17 protein-coding genes are annotated in these 20,498 nt (G+C 62.7%); 9 read left to right on the forward strand and 8 right to left on the reverse strand.

Translation table 11 applies throughout. The features are described 5' to 3' along the window. The first annotated feature begins 217 nt into the window (after positions 1 to 217). Together argE and AWB74_RS27515 are read left to right on the forward strand one after the other, a co-directional pair. The gene (gene argE / locus AWB74_RS27510; RefSeq protein WP_061149820.1) at positions 218 to 1,450 is read left to right on the forward strand and encodes an acetylornithine deacetylase; all 1,233 of its coding nucleotides are present in this window, start codon (positions 218 to 220) and stop codon (positions 1,448 to 1,450) included. Positions 1,451 to 1,459: 9 nt separating this feature from the next. Then, the gene (locus tag AWB74_RS27515; RefSeq protein WP_061149821.1) at positions 1,460 to 2,464 is read left to right on the forward strand and encodes a threonine/serine dehydratase; all 1,005 of its coding nucleotides are present in this window, start codon (positions 1,460 to 1,462) and stop codon (positions 2,462 to 2,464) included. 46 nt (positions 2,465 to 2,510) lie between these two features. On the opposite strand, the gene AWB74_RS27520 is transcribed toward AWB74_RS27515, so the two are convergent. The 4 genes from AWB74_RS27520 to AWB74_RS27535 all read right to left on the reverse strand — a co-directional run bounded on the left by AWB74_RS27520 (position 2,511) and on the right by AWB74_RS27535 (position 6,621). Further along, entirely contained in the window at positions 2,511 to 3,326 is an 816-nt protein-coding gene (locus AWB74_RS27520; RefSeq protein ID WP_061149893.1) for an ABC transporter permease subunit, read from the reverse strand. Further along, on the reverse strand, positions 3,326 to 4,231 hold the full coding sequence (locus AWB74_RS27525) for an ABC transporter permease subunit (RefSeq protein ID WP_061127575.1): 906 nt from the start codon (positions 4,229 to 4,231) through the stop codon (positions 3,326 to 3,328). Before AWB74_RS27525 ends, AWB74_RS27520 begins: the two co-directional genes overlap by 1 nt. Next, positions 4,228 to 5,400: an ABC transporter ATP-binding protein gene (locus AWB74_RS27530; protein ID WP_061149822.1), complete on the reverse strand. Its 1,173-nt coding sequence runs from the start codon at positions 5,398 to 5,400 to the stop codon at positions 4,228 to 4,230. Before AWB74_RS27530 ends, AWB74_RS27525 begins: the two co-directional genes overlap by 4 nt. Positions 5,401 to 5,529: 129 nt before the next feature. Then, entirely contained in the window at positions 5,530 to 6,621 is a 1,092-nt protein-coding gene (locus AWB74_RS27535; protein ID WP_407642472.1) for a polyamine ABC transporter substrate-binding protein, read from the reverse strand. Between the two features lie 551 nt (positions 6,622 to 7,172). Here AWB74_RS27535 and AWB74_RS27540 point away from each other — a divergent pair. The 3 genes from AWB74_RS27540 (at position 7,173) to AWB74_RS27550 (ending at position 10,137) form a co-directional block, all read left to right on the forward strand. Continuing rightward, a complete protein-coding gene (locus AWB74_RS27540; protein ID WP_061149824.1) occupies positions 7,173 to 8,510 on the forward strand; it encodes an Nramp family divalent metal transporter in 1,338 nt (445 codons plus the stop codon). Between the two features lie 86 nt (positions 8,511 to 8,596). Then, entirely contained in the window at positions 8,597 to 9,862 is a 1,266-nt protein-coding gene (locus AWB74_RS27545; RefSeq protein ID WP_061149825.1) for a phospholipase A, read from the forward strand. Positions 9,863 to 9,933: 71 nt separating this feature from the next. Next, positions 9,934 to 10,137: a DUF1289 domain-containing protein gene (locus tag AWB74_RS27550; RefSeq protein WP_061127580.1), complete on the forward strand. Its 204-nt coding sequence runs from the start codon at positions 9,934 to 9,936 to the stop codon at positions 10,135 to 10,137. Positions 10,138 to 10,206: 69 nt separating this feature from the next. Here the strand turns inward: AWB74_RS27550 and AWB74_RS27555 are convergent, their stop codons facing one another. From AWB74_RS27555 to AWB74_RS27570, 4 genes are all read right to left on the reverse strand, one after another. Then, a complete protein-coding gene (locus tag AWB74_RS27555) occupies positions 10,207 to 11,799 on the reverse strand; it encodes an ABC-F family ATPase (RefSeq protein WP_061149826.1) in 1,593 nt (530 codons plus the stop codon). A gap of 188 nt (positions 11,800 to 11,987) precedes the next feature. Next, a complete protein-coding gene (thrC, locus tag AWB74_RS27560; protein WP_061149827.1) occupies positions 11,988 to 13,433 on the reverse strand; it encodes a threonine synthase in 1,446 nt (481 codons plus the stop codon). Positions 13,434 to 13,448: 15 nt separating this feature from the next. Next, a complete protein-coding gene (locus AWB74_RS27565) occupies positions 13,449 to 14,771 on the reverse strand; it encodes a homoserine dehydrogenase (RefSeq protein ID WP_061149828.1) in 1,323 nt (440 codons plus the stop codon). Between the two features lie 24 nt (positions 14,772 to 14,795). Beyond that, complete coding sequence (locus AWB74_RS27570) at positions 14,796 to 16,034, reverse strand: pyridoxal phosphate-dependent aminotransferase (RefSeq protein ID WP_061149829.1); 1,239 nt, start codon at positions 16,032 to 16,034, stop codon at positions 14,796 to 14,798. 446 nt (positions 16,035 to 16,480) lie between these two features. Here AWB74_RS27570 and AWB74_RS27575 point away from each other — a divergent pair, with 446 nt between their 5' ends. The 4 genes from AWB74_RS27575 to AWB74_RS27590 all read left to right on the forward strand — a co-directional run bounded on the left by AWB74_RS27575 (position 16,481) and on the right by AWB74_RS27590 (position 20,492). Further along, a complete protein-coding gene (locus tag AWB74_RS27575; RefSeq protein WP_061149830.1) occupies positions 16,481 to 16,855 on the forward strand; it encodes an Mth938-like domain-containing protein in 375 nt (124 codons plus the stop codon). A 304-nt stretch (positions 16,856 to 17,159) separates the two neighbouring features. Beyond that, positions 17,160 to 18,833, forward strand: coding sequence for a glycosyltransferase family 39 protein (locus tag AWB74_RS27580; RefSeq protein ID WP_061149894.1), 1,674 nt, complete (start codon positions 17,160 to 17,162; stop codon positions 18,831 to 18,833). Positions 18,834 to 18,909: 76 nt separating this feature from the next. Beyond that, positions 18,910 to 19,281: a DMT family transporter gene (locus AWB74_RS27585; RefSeq protein WP_061149831.1), complete on the forward strand. Its 372-nt coding sequence runs from the start codon at positions 18,910 to 18,912 to the stop codon at positions 19,279 to 19,281. 53 nt (positions 19,282 to 19,334) lie between these two features. Next, positions 19,335 to 20,492: a DegT/DnrJ/EryC1/StrS family aminotransferase gene (locus AWB74_RS27590; protein WP_061149832.1), complete on the forward strand. Its 1,158-nt coding sequence runs from the start codon at positions 19,335 to 19,337 to the stop codon at positions 20,490 to 20,492. Positions 20,493 to 20,498: the final 6 nt, after the last annotated feature.

The raw sequence follows: 20,498 nt of genomic DNA on the forward strand, positions 1-20,498 counted from the left end.
GATGCCCAAAGTGTCAACCATGTCCCCGCCAAATCTGTCAACTATGTCCCCGGTCTATACACAGCAGCAAAGAAAGTTACCCCCGCCCCGGGGAGGGGCAGTGCTAATAGACCGATGCGAAAGCAGGATTTCATAGAAGCCCAAAACCAAAACCCCTCTCGCGGGCCACCGCGAACCATTTCGGCTATGATCAAACCCTACCCGCAGGAGTCAAAAAATGTTACAGATCGCTGATCCGGCGAATCTCGAAGTCCCATCGACCTCGTCGCAAAATAGCCCGATTTCCCTGCCGTGGATCGAACGGCTCATTTCCATCGATACGGTCAGCCGCAATCCGAATCTCGGCCTGATCGAAACCGTCCGCGACGAACTGCGCAAATCGGGCATCGAAGCAACCATCACCACCGACCCGCGCGGTCAGTGGGCGAACCTCTTCGCCACCGTCCCGGCACACGACGGCGAGACCCACGGCGGCATCGTGCTTTCGGGTCACACGGATGTGGTTCCCGTCGACGGGCAGGACTGGCAGAGCGATCCGTTCAAACCCGAAGTGCGCGACGGTCTGCTCTACGGACGCGGCTCGTGCGACATGAAAGGCTTCATCGGCGCCGCGCTTGCGATGCTGCCGAAGATGCAGGCGACGAAGCTCGCGAAACCCATCCACTTCGCGCTTTCCTACGACGAAGAAGTCGGCTGCGCAGGCGCGCCGATCATGATCGCCGACCTGCAAAAGCGCGGCCTGAAACCGGATGGCTGCATCGTCGGCGAACCGACATCGATGCGCCCGGTCATCGCGCATAAAGGCATCAACACGTATCACTGCTGCGTGCGCGGCTTCGCGGCGCACTCGTCGCTGACGCCGAAAGGGCTGAACGCGATCGAATACGCCGCGCGGCTCATTTGCCATATCCGCGATCTCGTCGACGAATTCCGCGCCAAAGGCCCCTTCGACGAGTTGTACGACGTGCCCTTCACCACCGGTCAGACGAGCACGATCAAAGGCGGTAACTCCATCAACACCGTGCCCGCCGAATGCAATTTCGAGTTCGAATTCCGCAATCTGCCGACGATCGATCCGGACCAGATTTACCGGCGCATCGAAGCGTATGCGCGCGAAACGCTGCTGCCGAAGATGCTGAAGGAGCACGGCAGCGCGGCCATCGAGTTCACGAAGCTCGCGTCCGCGCCGGGCCTCGACGCTACCGAGCAGGCCGCGATCACGCAGCTCGTGCGTGCGCTCACGGCGAATCAGGAGAAGCGCAAGGTCGCGTACGGCACCGAGGCCGGCCTCTTCGCCAACGCGGGCGTGCCGAGCATCGTCTGCGGGCCGGGCAATATCGAGCAGGCGCACAAGGCGAACGAGTACGTGTCGCTCGAGCAGCTCGCGCAATGCGAGGCGTTTCTCGGCAAGTTCATTCACAGCATGTCAGTCGAAGCTCAACCGCGCTGATCCACGCCCATGTCCACGTCCGCCCAGCATTCAGACAATACGATCGACGGCACGCCCATCCCGACGCTCGATGAAATCGCAGAGCAGCACATGGTGCTCACGCCCTGGGTTTCGCGCACGCCGACCTTCGAGCGCCACGACTTTCCGACGCTCGAAGGCACGCGGATCACGTTCAAGTTCGAGCTGCTGCAAGCGAGCGGTACCTTCAAGGCGCGCGGCGCGTTCTCCAACCTCCTCGCCTTGAGCGACAGCGAGCGTTCGGCGGGCGTCACGTGCGTGTCCGCAGGCAATCACGCGGTGGCGGTGGCGTACGCGGCGCAGCGCATGGACGTGGGGGCGAAGGTCGTCATCATCAAGAGTGCGAGCCCGGCTCGTGTCGCCCTGTGCCGACGATTCGGCGCGGAAGTCGTGTTCGCGGAGAACGTCGCCGAGGCGTTCGATGTCGTGCGGCGCATCGAAGCGGAAGAAGGCCGCGTGTTCATCCATCCGTTCAATGGCTATCGCACGGTGCTCGGCACGGCGACGCTCGGCTACGAATGGACATCGCAGGCGCCCGATCTCGAAGCGGTGATTCTGCCGATCGGCGGCGGCGGGCTGGCCGCGGGCGTATCGACGGCCATGCGTCTCGCGAATCCATCGTTGCACGTGTACGGCGTCGAACCCGAAGGATCGGACGCGATGCGGCGCAGCTTCGATGCCAATCACACGATCAAGATGGGCGCGATGCACGGCATCGCCGATTCGCTGATGGCCCCGCACACCGAGCAGTACAGCTATGAGCTATGCCGACGGCATATCGACGAGATCGTCACCGTGTCCGACGACGCGTTACGCCGCACCATGCTGCAGCTCTTCAGTGAGCTGAAGCTCGCGGTCGAGCCCGCGTGCGCGGCGGCCACGGCGGCCCTGCTCGGCCCGTTGCGCGAGCGTCTGCAAGGCAAGCGCGTCGGCGTGCTGCTGTGTGGCACGAATACCGATCCGGCCACGCTCGCGAAGCATCTGTCGAACGCCTGAAGCGAAAGCGGCCCCATTAGGGGCCGCTGTCTTGCAATCGCGCGGGTTACATCACCTCGGCCAGCCGTCTTCGTTCACTGCGCTGCATGAAGTAATTCGCAGCGATCACACCGATCGTCACGAGCGCGATGAACAGTGTCGCGAGCGCATTCATCTCCGGATTCAGACCGAGCCGCACGCGCGAGAACACGACGAGCGGCAGCGTCGTCGAGCCGGGGCCGGACAGGAACGCCGACAGCACCAGATCGTCGATCGACAGCGTGAACGACAATAGCCATCCTGCCACGAGCGCCTGTGAGATCAACGGCAGCGTGATCGAGAAAAACACGCGCAAGGGCGTCGCGCCGAGATCGAGCGCCGCTTCTTCCAGCGACGGATTCAGCTCCCGCACACGCGACTCCACGATGATCGCGACATACGAAATGCACAGCATCACGTGACCGATCCAGATCGTGAAGAAGCCGCGATCCGGCCAGCCGATCAGCTTCGACATTTCGACGAACAACAGCAGCAGCGAGATGCCCTGAATGACTTCGGGAATCACGAGCGGCGCGTTGATCATGCCCGTGTAGAGCGTGAAGCCCCTGAAGCGCCCCATGCGCGCGAGTACGAAACCCGCCCACGTGCCGATGACGACCGACGCGCACGCCGTGAAAAACGCGATGCGCAGCGAGAGCCATGCGGCGTTGATGAGCTCGTCGTCGGAGACGAGCGCGCGATACCACTTGAGCGACGGCTCGGTCCAGACCGTGACGAGCGGTGAGTCGTTGAACGAATAGACGATGAGACTCAGGATCGGGATATACAGAAACGCGAACCCGAGCCCGAGCGCGGTGATCTGCAACGGACGGCTGGGCTTGATCATCGCTTCTCCTCCAGTTGCTTCGCCTGGAAATGCTGGAAGAGCGCCATCGGCACGAGCAGCAGTAGCACCATCGCGCAGGTGACGGCGGAGGCCATCGGCCAGTCGGCGTTGTTGAAGAACTCGTTCCACATGACGCGGCCGATCATCAGCGTGTCCGCGCCACCGAGCAGCTCAGGAATCACGTACTCGCCCACCGCCGGAATGAACACGAGCAGACACCCGGCGATGATGCCGTTCTTCGACAGCGGCAGCGTGATCTGCACGAACGCCTTCCACGGTTTCGCGCCGAGATCATAAGCGGCTTCGAGCAAGGTCAGGTCCATCTTCACCAGATGCGCGTAGAGCGGCATCACGAGAAACGGCAGATACGAATACACCATGCCGATATATACCGCGATATTCGTGTGATACAGCTCGATCGGCGAATGCAGCAGGCCGATCGACATCAGGAAATTATTTAGGAGGCCGTTGTTCTTCAGAATGCCGATCCACGCATACACGCGGATCAGGAACGACGTCCAGAACGGCAGCATCACGGCCATCATCAGGATGTTGCGCGAGGCCGGATTCGAGCGCGCGATGTAATACGCCATCGGATAGCCGATGATCAGGCACAGCAAGGTGGACACCGCCGCGACCAGCAGCGAGTTCATGTAGGTCGCGAAGTACAGGCTGTCCTGGATCAGGAACGCGTAGTGAGCGAAGTCGAGCGCGATATGCATCACGCCCTCTTCCATCTTCACGAGATCCGTGTACGGCGGAATGCCGAGCTGGCTGTCCGAGAAGCTGATCTTCACGACAAGCAGGAACGGCACGAAGAACAGCAGCAGGAGCCACAGATACGGCCCGCCGATGACCAGCGAGCGCCCGCTCACGCCGAAACGATTGAGCAGCTTCATCATGACGTCAGCACCACGCCGGCCGATGCACTCCAGCGCACGTAGACTTCGTCGCCGAAGGTGGGCGAATCTATCTCGCCGATCGCGAGGCTCGACAGATTCGCGACGACCACTTTCCCGGAATCGAGCGTCACGTGATAGAGCGTGTAGCCGCCCATATACGCGATGTTCGTCACTCTGCCGCGGCCCCAGTTGTATGCGCCTTCGGGCGGCTTTCTCGTCAGCGCGATGCGTTCGGGGCGCACGGAAATCGTCACCGGCATGCCGAGCGGCCCGGTGATGCCGTGGCTCACATAGAGCCGCACGGGCAGCTCGGACGATTCGACGAACACATGATCCGGCTCGTCCTCTACGACATTGCCATCGAAGAGATTGGTCGAACCGATGAACTGCGCCGAGAAGCGCGTGTTCGGATATTCGTAGACTTCATGGGGCGTGCCGAGCTGCACGATCTGCCCTTCGCTCATCACGGCGAGGCGATTGGCCATCGTCATCGCCTCCTCCTGATCGTGCGTCACCATAATGCAGGTCACGCCGACCGTGTCGAGAATGTTCACGAGCTCGATCTGCGTGCGCTGGCGAATCTGCTTGTCGAGCGCGGACATCGGCTCGTCGAGCAGCAGGAGCTTCGGGCGCTTGACGAGGCTGCGCGCGAGCGCGACGCGCTGTTGCTGGCCGCCCGACAACTGATGCGGCTTGCGCTTCGCGTACTGCGCCATCTGCACGAGCTGCAGCGCGTTGTGTACGCGGTCCTTCAGCTCGCCGCCCTTTACGCCTTCCTGCTTCAGCCCGAACGCGACATTCGACTCGACGCTCATGTGCGGAAAGAGCGCGTAGGACTGGAACATCATGTTCACGGGCCGGTTGTATGGCGGCATCTTCGCGAGGTCTTCGCCGTCGATCAGGATCTGCCCTTCCGTCACCGACTCGAGTCCTGCGAGCATACGCAGAAGCGTCGACTTGCCGCAGCCGGAACTGCCGAGCAGCGCGAACAGCTCGCCCTTTCTCACCGACAGGTTGACGCCGCGCACGGCCGTCGTCTCGCCGAATTTCTTCACGACATCGACGATCTGCACGAAGTTGTCGTCCGTGGCCGGGGCCGCACCGGAACTGCCCGGCTCGCGCCGGCCGGAATTAGGCGCTGCCTTCAATGCGCTCGACTGCTCACTCATGATTGCCTGTTCGACTCCTTGCTTCCATATGTTTCGGGTGACTCGCCCGGCCCTGCGCCGCGGTCACGAACAAAGCCCCCGGAGGTCCGAGGGCTTCGTCGATTCAAAAGAATAGCCAGCTTGCCAGTTTCATCGGCCGGACTTGAATTCCGTCCAGAGCCGCGTCTGCAGGCGCTGGATTTCCGGCGGCAGCGGCTTCAGCAGGAACAGCGTCTTGATGACATCCTGCGGCGGATACACGGCCGGATCGTTCGCGACGTCCTTGTCCACGTACTTGCGCGCTTCGAGGTTCGCGCTCGGGTAATACACCGCGTTCGTGATGGCCGCGTGAACCTGCGGCGTTTCGATGTAGTTGATCCACTCGTGCGCGGCGTCCTTGTTCTTCGCATCCTTCGGGATCGCCATCACGTCGAACCACACCGGCGCGCCGCCCTTCGGAATGTAGTACTCGATCTTGAACGCCTTCTTCGCGTCGACCGCGCGATGCTTCGCGATCACGACATCGCCCGACCAGCCAAAAGTGAAGCAGATATCGCCGCCGACCATGTCGTTGATGTAGCCCGACGAGTTGAACTGCGTGATGTACGGGCGGATCTTCTTCATCATCGCGAGCGCTTCGCGATAGTCGGCCGGATTCGTGCTCATCGGATCCTTGCCGATGTAATGCAGCGCGGCCGCGAACATCTGGTCCGGCGCGTCGAGCACCGAGACACCGCACGCCTTCAGCTTCGAGATGTTCTCGGGCTTGAAGAGGATGTCCCAGTTGTTCAGCTCGGCGTTGGCGCCCAGGATCTGCTTCGCCTTGTCGACGTTATAGCCGAGGCCGGTCGTGCCGTACGCCCAGGGCACCGTGTACTTGTTGCCGGGGTCCGCGCCCTCGACGAGCTTCATCAGGTCGGGATCGAGATACTTGAGGTTCGGGAGTTTCGACTTGTCGAGCGGCGCGAAGATGTTCGCGGCAATCTGCTTGCCTGCATAGTTCGACGTCGGCACGACGATGTCATAGCCCGAGCGGCCGGTGAGCAGCTTGGCCTGGAGGGTATCGTCGCTGTCGTAGTTGTCGTACTTCACCTTGATGCCGGTCTGCTTGGTGAAGTTGGGAATCGTGTCCTTGGCGATATAGTCCGACCAGTTGTACACGTTCAACTGCGTGTCCTTCGCCGTTGCTGCGAGCGGAGTCAACATCGCGGCGCATGTCAGGGCGCCCGCCAGCTTGGCCATACGGCTCGCCAGTTTCTCGTTCATTTCGATTCTCCCTTGTTCCTGCTTGTTCCTGCGTGTCACGGCGTCGTGCCGCGCGATCTCTGCGCGTCGTTTCACGCCCCGATCGGGCTCGCGACTCCCCTTGAAACCCGGAAACTACCATTAAACACAAGCGCGACAAAAATTAATGCGCCGCCTGTCGCGCAAAATGTACACGCCCTTGCGTTGCACGGCCGGCAAGCCTCGCAGCACTTGCGGCGGGCGCGCACCCGCATCGCGGGCCGTCAGAAAGAGCGCGCATTTTAGCCCCTAATCGCTCCCGGCGGCACCTGATAAAACCACACTCGCATCGTGGCGCGCGGGCGCGTAAGGCCGATGCAATGTCATTATTCGTGATCGGCCGCCCGAAGCCCCGCAAGACGGCGTCCGAGCCTGACGAATAGCCAGCGGAACAGTTGTTGCGAGCCAATTCGACGTGCGCCGCGAACGGCGGCGTTTTGTGAACCGGCAACCCGTGCGCACGACTGATCGACGCCGCCGTTGCATCGCTATTCGAGGCCGCTTTCCGCATGAATACCAATCCGTCCGTGCTCGCCCAGCTTTCCGCCGCGAACTCCGGCGCGCAGTCGCCCGCGGCCGGCCGCGAGGATCGGCCGCGGGCGCCGCGTCCGCGCGGGCGGTGGTACTCGTTCGCGGGCGCGGGCGCGCTCGTCGCCGTGGGCTACATGGACCCCGGCAACTGGGCGACGGCGCTTTCGGGCGGCGCACGCTACGGCTACTCGCTGCTCTTCGTCGTCCTGCTCGCGAGCCTGATGGGCATGCTGCTGCAATGGGTCGCGTCGCGCGTGGGTGTCGTCACCGGGCGCGATCTCGCGCAACTGTGCCGCGAGCGCTACAGCCGCCGCACGACGCTCGTGCTGTGGATCGCGTGCGAAATCGCGATCATCGCGTGCGATGTGGCCGAGGTCGTTGGCAGCGCGGTGGCCTTACAGATGCTCTTCGGCCTCTCGCTCACTGCGGGCGTGCTGATCTCGGCGGTCGGAACTTTCGCGATGCTCGCGCTGCAAAGCCGCGGACGCCGACCGCTGCAGCGCGCCGTGACGACGCTCATCTTCTTCGTGAGCTTCTGCTTCGTGGTCGAGCTCGCGCTCGCGCATCCGGTCTGGGGCGAGGCGATGCGCGGGCTCGCGCCATCGCGCGAACTTCTGCGCGACGCCGGCATGCTCTGGCTCGCGGTGGCCATCCTCGGCGCGACGGTGATGCCGCACAACCTCTATCTGCACTCGGCGCTCGTGAAGGAGCACGCGGGCGTCCGGGACGATCCGAGCATCGGGCGCGCGCTGCACGGCGTGAACATCGACACGTTCGCGTCACTCGGGCTCGCGTTCATTGTCAACGCGTCGCTGCTGGTGGTCGCCGCGGCGGTGTTTCACACGAGCGGTCACATCGAGGTCGATGATCTCGCCGATGCGCACCGGCTCATCGCGCCGCTCGTCGGCAGTCATTGGGCGGGCGTCGTGTTCGCCGTCGCCCTGCTCGCTTGCGGCCTGAACGCGACGGTCACAGGCACGCTCGCGGGCCAGGCGGTGATGGAAGGCTTCCTGCGCCTGAAAATGGCCCGCTGGGCGCGCGCCCTGCTGACCCGCGGCCTCGCGATCGGGCCGGCGCTCGTCGCGGTCGGGAGCTTCGGCCAGCACGGCTCGAACGCGCTTCTCGTCGCGACGCAGGTCGTGCTGAGCCTGCAATTGCCGCTCGCCGTCATTCCGCTCGTGCGCTTCGCCTCCGACTTCGGACTGATGGGCCGCTGGCGCGTTGCACGCTTGCCGCTCGCGCTGGCGTGGGCTTGCGCGGGCGTGATCGTCGCGCTGAACGGCGCGATGTTGTGGCAGGCGATGTTTTCGGGCTGAGGCAGGCGATTCGGCGCCGATCTCGGGATCACGATGCCGGTTTCGCTGTCACACCGGGTTGCCGCCCGAAACAGGACACGAACTACATGGCTCAAGGCCCACGATCGATCTGGCCGAATTCCGGCTGCGCACGCACGTTCACGCTTCTTTTTGCGTTGCTCGGTTCAAGCGGCGCGGCCCACGCGACCGTCGCCGTGCTCCAGCCCGCGCGCGAAGCCGCCGCTTCGCAACCGCTGGAACTGACGCTGCTCTATACCGCCGACGATCCGACACCGCTGAGCGTCGAACTGCCGAAGCAACTCACGGTGAACCTGACCAACGGCGATCTGCCGCCCGCGCCGCTCACGCTCGCGCGCGATCCGAGCGTGCCCGACCGCCTGCGCCTCGCGCCCGGCCAATATCGCCGTGTGCGCTTTTCGGCGCCGTGGCCCGACGCGGCGCGCGGCACGGTGAAGATCGACCCGGTCGGTTTCGATGCATCGCCGATGCTTGTCACGATCAATCGCGGCGAATCGCAGACGGAGGTCGCCGCAGCCGAGCGGCGCGAAACGCAGGCCACGACGCCCGCACAGGTCGCGAGCGCGAGCGCCGCCGCGAACGCTGTGCCTTTGCCGATGTCCACCAGCGACACGATGCTCTCGGGCCGTTTCTCGACGTTCGATCCGATTTATTTCGCCGACGGCAAGAACGGCGACAACCTCGCCAAATTCCAGTTCAGCTTCAAATACCGTCTGCATCTGCCCGACGATCCGCGCTCGCGCGGCTTGCTGGACAATCTCTACTTCGGCTACACGCAGACGGCGATCTGGAATCTTTCCGCGGAGTCATCGCCCTTTCGCGACATCAGCTTCCAGCCGCAATTGTTCTATTACGTCGAGGACACCGGATGGAAGAGCCCGCTCTTCACGCGCATCGGCGTTTCCGCGGGTTTCGGGCACGAATCGAACGGCAAGAGCGGCGACGAATCCCGCTCCATCAATATCGCGTTCGTGCGTCCGACCTGGGATTTCGGCGATCTGAACGGCAATCACCTGACGCTCTCGCCGAAGTTCTATTACTACCTGTCGAAGGCCGGCAACGAGGACATCGCGGATTATCGCGGCTATGTGGACTTTCTCGTGAAGTACGGCAGCCCGGACGGCTGGCAGCTCGCGACCACGCTGCGCAAGGGCACGAAGCACTGGTACGGCAGCGTCGAGTCGCAGCTCACCTATCCGCTCGCGAAGCTGATCGGCAGCGCATGGGGCGGCTATTTGTTCGTGAGCTACTTCAACGGCTACGGCGAGGATATCCTCGATTACAACCAGCGAAATCACTGGATCGCGCGAATAGGCTACAGTATCGCGCGCTGAACTTTTTTACGATTTCGACCGCCCTGTTATCGCCCCTTTTTCGGACGATGACGCGGTCACGAGTGAATCCAATGTCTTCGAATCTTCACGATCTTCCCGACAGCCCCTGTATCGGCGTGTGCTCCACGCTTTTCGACGATGTGTGCAAGGGCTGCGGCCGCACAGCCGGCGAAGTATCCAACTGGGTGTTTCTCAACGATGAGGAGAAGCGCGCGATCTGGGAGCGTATCAAGCGCGAGGGCACGGCCATGCGGTTTCGCAACGACAGGCTGTGACCCGGCGCGTACCAATGAAAAAAGCCGCATACGCGGCTTTTTTCCATTCTGCTGGGTGACGGAGCGAGGTTACTGAATCCCCTGACTCGACAAGAAATCCTCGTAATTCCCGCCGAAGTCGCGCAGCGTGCCGTTCGTCTTCACTTCGATGATCCGATCCGCCAGCCCGCTCACGAATTCGCGGTCGTGCGAGACGAAGATCAGCGTGCCTTCGAACTTCTCCAGCGCGATCTGCAGCGACTCGATCGACTCCATGTCCATGTGGTTCGTCGGTTCGTCCATCAAGAGCACGTTGTGGCGGCCGAGCATCAGCTTGCCCCAGATCATGCGGCCCTTCTCGCCGCCCGACAGCACCTTCACGTTCTTCTTGATGTCGTCCGCATTGAAAAGCAGGCGGCCGAGCGTGCCGCGCATCATCTGCTCGTCGTCGCCTTCCTTGCGGTATTGGTCGATCCAGTCGGTCAGTGTCTCGTCCTTCGGAAACTCTTCGTAGGTGTCCTGCGGCATGTAGCCGACGTTCGCGTTCTCGGCCCACTTCACGGTGCCGTGATCGAGATCCAGCGCGCCCTTGAGCGACTTGAGCAACGTGGTCTTGCCGGCGCCGTTCTCGCCGATGATCGCGATGCGCTCGCCCGGCTGCACGGAGAGCGAGAGGTTCTGGAAAATCGTGCGGTCGTACTTCTTCGTGATGTCTTCCGCGACCACTGCGATGTTGTGCAGCTTCTTTTCATACTCGAAGCGGATGAACGGGTTCTGCCGCGACGAAGGCTTGAATTCCTCGATCTTGATCTTGTCGATCATCTTCAGACGGCTGGTCGCCTGACGCGCCTTCGACTTGTTGGCCGAGAAGCGGCGCACGAAGTCCTGAAGATCGGCGACACGTTCCTTCGCCTTCTGATTGGCGTTTTGCTGACGCTCGCGCGCCTGCGTCGACGCGAGCATGTAGTCGTCGTAATTGCCCGGCCAGATCTTCAGCGTGCCGTAATCCATGTCCGCCATGTGCGTGCAGACCTGGTTCAGGAAGTGCCGATCGTGCGAGATGATGATCATCGTCGAGTTGTACTGGTTGAGCACGTCTTCCAGCCAGCGGATCGAGTTGATGTCGAGGTTGTTGGTCGGCTCGTCGAGCAGCAGCACGTCGGGCTTCGAGAACAGCGCCTGCGCGAGCAGCACGCGCAGCTTCCAGCCAGGCGCGACGTTGCTCATCGGGCCATTGTGATCGTTGATGTCGATGCCGATGCCGAGCAGCAGCTCGCCCGCGCGCGCCTCGGCCGTGTAGCCGTCGTACTCGGCGAATTTCGCTTCGAGGTCGGCGGCGCGCATGTAGTCGTCGTCCGTCGCGTCGGGGTTCGCGTAGATCGCGTCGCGCTCGGTCATCGCGGCCCACATTTCCGTGTGGCCCATCATGACGACGTCGAGCACGCGCATGTCTTCGTATGCGAACTGGTCCTGGCGCAGTTTGCCGAGACGGATGTTCGGCTCCAGCATGACGTTGCCGGAACTCGGCTCGAGATCGCCGCCCAGGATTTTCATGAACGTCGACTTGCCACAGCCGTTCGCCCCGATCAGTCCATAGCGGTTTCCTTCGCCGAACTTGACCGAGATGTTCTCGAAGAGGGGCTTGGGCCCGAATTGCATGGTGATGTTGGCGGTAGACAGCACGGCGCGTCCTTTTGAATGGGGTACGACGAAAAACCTGAGATTTTAGCAGCTTTTGGCGGGGTTTTCCCGCGCTTCACCGGAGGCGGGCGCGCTCCGCGAAATCATCGCCCAGAAAAAAGGGCGCGGCCATACGGCCGCGCCCCGTGCGTTTCGACGAAGCTCCGCACGAGGCGGATGCGCCTCTCGCGTTATGTTCGATCGGCGACGAACGCCTTCACCACGCCCGCATCCGCGGGAACGATATCGAATCTTTGTGGCAGGTTTTCAAGTCCCACGAACGCCGAAGGCCGTTCCGGCTCGCGATTGAGCGCCTCGCGGATCGTCTCGCCGAACTTGATCGGCTGCGCAGTTTCCAGAACGATCATCGGCACGCCGGGTTTGAGGTTCTCGCGCGCAACCTTCACGCCATCGGCGGTGTGCGTGTCGATCATCGTCTGATAGCGCTCGAACACGTCGCGGATCGTTTTCACGCGATCGTCGTGCCCGCTCTTGCCCGACACGAAGCCGAACTGCTGCACGCGCGCGAAATCGCCGCTCGCCGCCAGATCGAAGCCGCCCTTCTCCTCGACATCACGGAACAGTTGCAGCACGCGCGCCGGATCGCGGCCCAGCAGGTCGAACACGAAGCGCTCGAAATTCGACGCCTTCGAAATGTCCATGCTCGGACTGGTCGTGTGATACGTCTCCGTCGCTCCGCGAACGCGATACACGCCCGTCTTGAAGAACTCGTCGAGCACGTCGTTTTCGTTGGTCGCGACGACGAGCTGATCGATCGGCAGACCCATCATGCGCGCGATGTGTCCCGCGCACACGTTGCCGAAGTTGCCCGACGGCACCGTGAACGACACGCGCTCGTCGTTGCTCTTGGTCGCGGCGAAATAGCCCTTGAAGTAGTACACGACCTGCGCGACGACACGCGCCCAGTTGATCGAATTGACGGTGCCGATCTTGTGCTTCGCCTTGAACGCATGATCGTTCGACACGGCCTTGACGATGTCCTGGCAGTTGTCGAAATTGCCCTCGACCGCGAGATTGAAGATGTTCGGGTCCTGCAGCGAGAACATCTGCGCGGTCTGGAACGCGCTCATCTTCTTGTGCGGCGACAGCATGAACACGCGCACGCCCGCCTTGCCGCGCATCGCGTATTCGGCGGCGCTGCCGGTGTCGCCCGAGGTTGCGCCGAGAATGTTCAGTTCCTCGCCGTGCTTCGCCAGTGCGTACTCGAACAGGTTGCCGAGCAGTTGCATCGCCATGTCCTTGAAGGCGAGCGTCGGACCGTTCGACAGTTCCAGCAGCGACAGCGTCGCGCCGTTTTCCACGCCGAGCGTCTTCAAGGGCGTGATCTGCGCCGCGCTCTCTTCGTGACGCACGTTGCTGTACACCTGAGCGGTGTAGGTCTTGCGCGTGAGCGAGCGCAGCTCGTCGGCGGGAATGTCGTCGCTGAATTTCGACAGCACTTCGAACGCGAGATCCGCGTACGACAGCGCACGCCAGCGCGCGAGTTCATCGGCGGATACACGCGGATAGTCCGCGGGCAGATACAGGCCGCCGTCTTTCGCGAGACCGCCCAGCAGGATGTCGGAAAACGTGTGGCGCTCGTTCTGGCCGGCGCCGCGCGTCGAGATGTAGTTCATCGTGCTAACCCGTGCTTAGTTGAGCGCTTCCATGCGCAGCTTCGTCACCTTCGAGACGACCGTGGAGAGCGCTTCGATGTCCGCGATCGCCGCGTTCACGTTCTTCTCCAGCGTCTCGTGCGTGATGAGGATGATGTCCGTTTCGCCCTTGTTCGCGCCGTCGACTTCTTCCGATTCCTTCTGCAGCAACGCGTCGATGGAGATGGCCTTGTCGGCGAGAATGCGCGTGATGTTCGCGAGCACGCCGGTCACGTCCGCCACGCGCAGGCGCAGGTAGTAACCGCTCGTCACTTCGTCGATCGGCAGGATCGGCGTGTTCGACAGGCTGTCCGGCTGGAACGCCAGATGCGGCACGCGATGCTCCGGATCGGCCGTATGCAGGCGGGTCACGTCGACGAGATCGGCGACGACCGCCGACGCCGTCGGCTCCGCGCCCGCGCCCTTGCCGTAGTACAGCGTGGTGCCGACCGCATCGCCGTGCACGACGACCGCGTTCATCGCGCCCTCGACGTTCGCGAGCAAGCGCTTCGCCGGAATCAGCGTCGGATGCGTGCGCAGTTCGATGCCCTTCTCCGTGCGCCGCGCGATGCCGAGCAACTTGATGCGGTAGCCGAGATCCTCGGCGTAGCGAATGTCGATGGCCGCGAGCTTGCTGATGCCTTCCACGTAGGCGCGATCGAACTGCACCGGCACGCCGAACGCGATCGCGCTCATGATCGTGACCTTGTGCGCGGCGTCGACGCCTTCGATATCGAAGGTCGGATCGGCTTCGGCGTAACCGAGCTCTTGCGCGGCCTTCAATGCGGTCGCGAAGTCGAGCCCGCGGTCGCGCATTTCCGAAAGGATGTAGTTCGTCGTGCCGTTGATGATGCCCGCGATGTACTGGATCTGGTTCGCCGTCAGCCCTTCGCGCAGCGCCTTGATGATCGGAATGCCGCCCGCCACCGCCGCTTCGAACGCGACCATCACGCCCTTCGCGCGCGCGGCTTCGAAGATCTCCGTGCCGTGCACCGCAAGCAGCGCCTTGTTGGCCGTCACGACGTGCTTGCCGTTCGCGATCGCGCGCAGCACGAGTTCGCGCGCGAAGCCCGTGCCGCCGATCATTTCGCACACGATGTCGATGGAAGGATCGTCGACGACCGCGTTGAAGTCGTCGGTGACGGCGATGCCCTGGGAAGCGGCAGCGTCGGCCTTCGCCGGCGTGCGCACCGCGACGCGCGCGATTTCGATGCCGCGTCCCGCGCGTCGTTTGATTTCTTCCTGGTTACGGCGCAGCACCGTGAAGGTGCCGCTGCCGACCGTGCCGAAGCCCAAGAGTCCTACTTTGATCGGTTCCATGCAGCGCGAGTCTTTAAAGAGAAATTAAGCGGAATGCCGTTTGCGATAGCCGTCGAGGAAGCGCGCGATGCGGTTGATCGAATCCGCGAGATCGTCGACGTTCGGCAGGAAGACCACGCGGAAGTGATCCGTCGTCGGCCAGTTGAAGCCCGTGCCCTGTACAAGTAAAACGCGCTCTTCGAGCAGCAGATCGGTGATGAATTGCTGGTCGTCCTGGATCGGGTACATCTTCGGATCGAGCTTCGGGAACATGTAGAGCGCGGCCTGCGGCTTCACGCAGCTGACGCCCGGAATGGCGGTGAGCATGTCGTACGCGAGCTCGCGCTGCTTGAAGAGACGCCCGCTCGGCACGATCAGGTCGTTGATGCTTTGATAGCCGCCGAGCGCCGTCTGAATGGCGTACTGGCCGGGCACGTTCGGGCACAGGCGCATCGACGCGAGAATGCCCAGCCCTTCCAGATAATCTTTCGCGCGGCGGCGGTTTTCTTCGATCAGCCCGGAAATCGCCATCCAGCCCGCGCGATAACCGCACGAACGATAGCTCTTCGACAGACTGTTGAACGTGACCGTGATCACGTCCTCCGAGAGCGCGGCCATCGACGTATGCGTCTTGCCGTCGTAGATGATCTTGTCGTAGACCTCGTCCGCGAAAATGATGAGGCCGTGCTCGCGCGCGAGCGAAATCAGGCTGCGCAGCAGCTCGTCCGAGTACAACGCGCCTGTGGGGTTGTTCGGATTGATGACGACGAGCGCCTTCGTGTGCGGCGTGATCTTCGCGCGGATGTCGTCCAGATCCGGCATCCAGCCGTTGCTTTCGTCGCACATGTAGTGGCGCGGCGTGCCCGACGAGAGGCTCACGGCCGCCGTCCACAGCGGGTAATCCGGCGCGGGCAAAAGCACTTCGTCGCCGTCGTTGAGCAGCGCCTGCATCGCCATGACGATCAGCTCCGACGCGCCATTGCCGATGTAGATATCGTCCAGCTCCACGCCCGCCACGCCCTTTTGCTGCGTGTAATGCATGATCGCCTTGCGCGCGGCGAACACGCCCTTCGAGTCCGAATAGCCCGAGCTGCCCGGCAGATTGCGGATCATGTCCTGGATGATCTCGTCCGGCGCGTCGAAGCCGAACGGCGCCAGATTGCCGATATTGAGCTTGATGATGCGATGGCCTTCTTCCTCGAGGCGCTTCGCGTGTTCGAGCACAGGCCCGCGAATGTCGTAGCAGACGTTTTGCAGCTTGTTGGATTTGAGAATCGGTTTCACGGCTGGCGCTCTGGGTCTGTTGTGAATGCGGACTGGTTTTCGGTAGCGGTCGGTGCGGCTCGGTATTCTGCGCAGCCAGCCACGCGCGCGGGCAGCCGACGGGCGTGATGCGAAAACCGAGGGTGAAGCCTGAAGGTGGCTCGCCCGGACGACTCGCGCGTTCCCGAGCGCCGAACGATGCATTTTAGACGCCGCGCCAGGTAAGGCATGGGCGATGCGGACCGGATTGCGTGTCGGAGGCGGCTTGTGGCTGGCACGCGAGCGCAACTGACGGCGCACGAGCAAGCCCGGCAGCCGAAAAGTTATAATTTACTGATTATGACTCAGTTCCGCAATGCACCAAAGGAACGCGGTTTTTCGTCGCGAAAGCGGGCGCAAAACGCCTGGCGCCGCCCGGAACCGCTTCTGCACCGAGTCTTCACTCTCTCCCTTGCCGGATCACTGTTTTGAAATTGCACCAGGATTCCAACAGAGCGCTCAACACCATAACAAGCTACGGAGACGGTTTCGTGGCGGTCAATCTCGAAAGACACGAAGGCAGTGTGATCGTCATGCCCGAGACGCCCGTCGCGACGTGGCCGGTGTCGTCGTTCGACGCGCTCACGCCCGAGCACTTCGCGGCGCTCGTCGAGGCCGCGCCGGAAGTCGTCATCTTCGGCAGCGGGTCGCGGTTGCGCTTTCCGCATCCGCGTCTCACCGCGCAACTCGCGAAGCACCGCATCGGCGTCGAGACGATGGATTTCGGCGCGGCGTGCCGCACCTACAACATCCTGATGTCCGAAGGCCGCCGCGTGGCCGCCGCGCTTCTTATCGAAGCCTGACAACCCGCCTAAGGGAGCGTTAAGGAAGCGCTGGCAGACTTCCGCCGACGCCAATATCTGCGCGCCGGCGCCTGCTTCTGGTCAAATTTGACAAACGTCAGCCGGGCGTGCGCTACACTCCCGCCCGCGTGCGTCTTTCCGGACGCCGGACTGGCATGTGAATGACCCGGCACGCCGGCACGGGCGAACTCGCAGCGAAAATGCGTGCCTGAGCATGCGCACGACGTCTCTTCGCGCCGCCCGCATCCAACGCCCATTTCGTTTCACTAGCGCCGCGCATCGCGGCATCGGACAGGTCGACTTCATGAACGATAAGCCTTCGCGGCTACCGCTCACGCATCTTTCGCTCATTCTTCTGGTTCTCGCGCTCGCGATCGTCTGGTTCGCGCCGCTCGGTTATCGTCATCTCATTCCGAGCGACGAAGGCCGCTACGCCGAAATGGCGCGCGAGATGTTCGTGACCGGCGACTGGATCACGCCGCGTTACAACGGCTACAAATACTTCGAAAAGCCGCCGCTGCAGACCTGGGCGAACGCGCTCACCTTCGCCTGGTTCGGCATCGGCGAATGGCAGGCGCGGCTCTATACGGCGCTCACGGGCTTCGCGGGCGTGCTGCTCGTCGGCTACACCGGCACGCGCGTGTTCAATGCGATGACCGGCTTCGCCGCCGCGGTCATCCTCGCGACCTGCCCGTTCTGGAATCTCATGGGGCACTTCAACGTGCTCGACATGGGCCTGTCGTTCTGGATGGAACTGACGCTCTGTGCGCTTCTGCTTGCCCAGCGCCCCGGCCTGCCGACGCGCGAAGTGCGTCTGTGGATGTGGCTCTGCTGGGCCGGCATGGGCGCCGCGGTGTTGTCCAAGGGGCTTATCGGCCTGATCCTGCCGGGCGCGATTCTCATCCTCTATTCGCTCGTCTCGCGCGACTGGGCGCTCTGGAGAAGGCTTTATATCGGCAGCGGGCTGATCGTGTTCCTGATCGTGACGGCCCCCTGGTTCGTGCTCGTGCAGATGAAGAACCCCGAGTTCTTCAACTTCTTTTTCATCGTCCAGCAGTTCAACCGCTATCTGACGCCCGAGCAGAACCGTCCCGGCGCGTGGTACTACTTCGTGCCCGTGCTGATCGTCGGTTTTCTGCCGTGGCTGTCGATTGCCTTTCAGAGTGTGCGACACGGCCTCAAGACGCCGCGTCAACCCAACGGTTTCGCGCCGGTCACGATGCTGCTCGTCTGGTCGGCCTTCATCTTCCTGTTCTTCAGCGCGTCGCACTCGAAGCTGCTTTCCTATGTCCTGCCGATGGCGCCCGCCCTCGCGCTCGTGCTCGGGCTTTATTTGCCGTCGCTGACGAAGACGCGCTACCGCATGCATCTGATCGGCTACGCGGTGTTTCTGATCGCGGCGGCATTCGGCGCGATTTTCATCGGGCGGGCGGGCAACGCGAGCAATCCGAACGCACTCTATCGCGAGTTCCAGGTGTGGGTGTACGCGGGCATCGCGGTGGCATTCGTCGTGACGATCTTCGCGATCTGGCTGAACCGGCGCAGCGTGCTCGCGGGCGCGGCGGGCCTGGGCGCGGCGTGGCTGTTGCTCGGCACGATCGCCGGCTCGGGCCATGATGTCTTCGGCACGCAGAGTTCGGGTGTGAAACTCGTGCCGGCGGTGAAGGCCGCGATGGCCAAACTGCCGCCCGACACGCCCTTCTATTCGATCGCGAAGCTCGATCACACGATGCCCTTCTACCTCGGCCACACGATGATCATGGTCCAGGAAGCCGACGAACTGACCTTCGGCGTGCAGACCGAGCCGCAAAAATGGGTGCCGAGCATCGACGACTGGGTGAAGCGGTGGGATGCGGAACGTTACGCGCTCGCGCTGATGCCGCCGAACCGCTACGACGAACTCGTGGCACGTCATGTGCCCATGCAGGTGATCGCACGCGATTACCGCCGCGTGATCGTCGAGAAACCGCAGCCTTGAGCGACACTGCGCCGCACGATCGTTCGGTATATCGAGATGAACCGAGTATCCTTGTTCCGTATTTGAAAAACGCGCGATGAACCCGATTTCCTTTATTTGCATCGTCATCGGCGTATTGTTGAACGCATGCGCCCAGCTTCTGCTCAAAGCCGGCGTGAACGCGGTGGGCCATTTCGATCTGACGCCCGCCAACATCTGGCCGGTCGGCATCAAGATCGCGACACAGTTGCCCATCATCGGCGGGCTCGCGTGCTATGTACTGAGCGTCGTCGTGTGGATCGTCGGGCTGTCGCGGGTGGAAGTGTCGATCGCGTATCCGATGCTCTCGCTCGGCTACGTCGTCAATGCGTTCGCGGCGTGGTATCTGTTCGGCGAAGTCTTGTCGATGCAGCGGCTCGTCGGCATCAGCATCATTCTCGTGGGCGTCGTGGTGCTCGCACGCGGCTAGCGGCACGCAGTCGAACGTTCGACCGGATCAACTCATTTTTAAGCGCATAGTCCATGACTCAAACAACGCGGCCGTTTCTGCCTTTCGTGAAGCCGGAAATCGACGAAGAAACCATTCAGGGTGTCGTCGACGTGCTGCGCTCGGGCTGGATCACGACCGGCCCGCAGAATCAGCAGTTCGAAGCCGAATTGTCCGCGTACGTCGGCGGTCGGCCCGTGCGTGCGTTCAACTCGGGCACCTGCACGATGGAAATCGGCCTGCGCATCGCGGGCGTCGGTCCCGGCGACGAGGTCATCACCACGCCGATGACCTGGGTGTCGACCGCGAACGTGATTCTAGAAGTCGGCGCGACGCCGGTGTTCGTCGACATCGACCCGGTCACGCGCAATATCGATCTCGACCTGCTCGAGCGCGCCATCACGCCGCGCACGAAAGCGCTCATGCCGGTGTATCTGGCGGGTCTGCCCGTCGACATGGACAAACTCTACGAGATCGCACGCGCCCACAAGCTGCGCGTGATCGAAGACGCCGCGCAGGCGTTCGGCTCCAGCTGGCACGGAAAACGCATCGGCGCGATCGGCGATATCGTGTCGTTCAGCTTCCACGCGAACAAGAACGTCACGTCGATCGAAGGCGGCGCGCTCGTGCTCAATAACGAAGACGAAGCGGAGCTCGCGCGCAAGTACCGGCTGCAGGGCATCACGCGCACGGGCTTCGACGGCATGGACTGCGACGTGCTCGGCGGCAAGTACAACCTGACAGACGTGGCGGCGCGCGTCGGCCTTGGCCAGTTGCGGCAGATCGAGCGCTTCACCGAAAAACGCCGCGAACTCGCACGCACCTATTTCGATGCGTTCGAAGGCGGCGCGGCCGTGAAGCTCGGTGTCGGCCTGCCGCTGCGCAACTTCAGCGACAGCAACTGGCACATGTTTCAGATCACGCTACCGCTCGACAAATTGAAACTCACGCGCGCGGAGTTCATGGCCGAGATGAAGGAGCGCGGTGTCGGCACGGGCCTGCACTATCCGGCGCTGCATCTTTTCACGCTGTATCGAGAGCGCGGGTTCAGGGAAGGCATGTTCCCGCACGCGGAGAAGCTCGGCGCGTCGACGGTCACGCTGCCGCTCTTCACGCTGATGAGCACGGACGATGTCGCGCACGTCGTGAAATCGATCGATGAAATTTGCGAACAGTTCGCGCACAACGGGTAACCAGCA

It is taken from the genome of Caballeronia arvi, assembly GCF_001544695.2.
In the GTDB taxonomy this organism is placed as follows: Bacteria; Pseudomonadota; Gammaproteobacteria; order Burkholderiales; family Burkholderiaceae; genus Caballeronia; species Caballeronia arvi.

What these genes read in the sequence shown, in the direction of transcription:
- argE (WP_061149820.1), top strand. Translation starts at nt 218, where the DNA reads ATGTTACAGATCGCTGATCCGGCGAATCTCGAAGTCCCATCGACCTCG.
- AWB74_RS27515 (WP_061149821.1), top strand. Translation starts at nt 1,460, where the DNA reads ATGTCCACGTCCGCCCAGCATTCAGACAATACGATCGACGGCACGCCC.
- AWB74_RS27525 (WP_061127575.1), bottom strand. Translation starts at nt 4,231, where the DNA reads ATGATGAAGCTGCTCAATCGTTTCGGCGTGAGCGGGCGCTCGCTGGTC.
- AWB74_RS27530 (WP_061149822.1), bottom strand. Translation starts at nt 5,400, where the DNA reads ATGAGTGAGCAGTCGAGCGCATTGAAGGCAGCGCCTAATTCCGGCCGG.
- AWB74_RS27535 (WP_407642472.1), bottom strand. Translation starts at nt 6,621, where the DNA reads ATGGCCAAGCTGGCGGGCGCCCTGACATGCGCCGCGATGTTGACTCCG.
- AWB74_RS27540 (WP_061149824.1), top strand. Translation starts at nt 7,173, where the DNA reads ATGAATACCAATCCGTCCGTGCTCGCCCAGCTTTCCGCCGCGAACTCC.
- AWB74_RS27545 (WP_061149825.1), top strand. Translation starts at nt 8,597, where the DNA reads ATGGCTCAAGGCCCACGATCGATCTGGCCGAATTCCGGCTGCGCACGC.
- AWB74_RS27550 (WP_061127580.1), top strand. Translation starts at nt 9,934, where the DNA reads ATGTCTTCGAATCTTCACGATCTTCCCGACAGCCCCTGTATCGGCGTG.
- thrC (WP_061149827.1), bottom strand. Translation starts at nt 13,433, where the DNA reads ATGAACTACATCTCGACGCGCGGCGCCGGCCAGAACGAGCGCCACACG.
- AWB74_RS27565 (WP_061149828.1), bottom strand. Translation starts at nt 14,771, where the DNA reads ATGGAACCGATCAAAGTAGGACTCTTGGGCTTCGGCACGGTCGGCAGC.
- AWB74_RS27580 (WP_061149894.1), top strand. Translation starts at nt 17,160, where the DNA reads ATGAACGATAAGCCTTCGCGGCTACCGCTCACGCATCTTTCGCTCATT.
- AWB74_RS27585 (WP_061149831.1), top strand. Translation starts at nt 18,910, where the DNA reads ATGAACCCGATTTCCTTTATTTGCATCGTCATCGGCGTATTGTTGAAC.
- AWB74_RS27590 (WP_061149832.1), top strand. Translation starts at nt 19,335, where the DNA reads ATGACTCAAACAACGCGGCCGTTTCTGCCTTTCGTGAAGCCGGAAATC.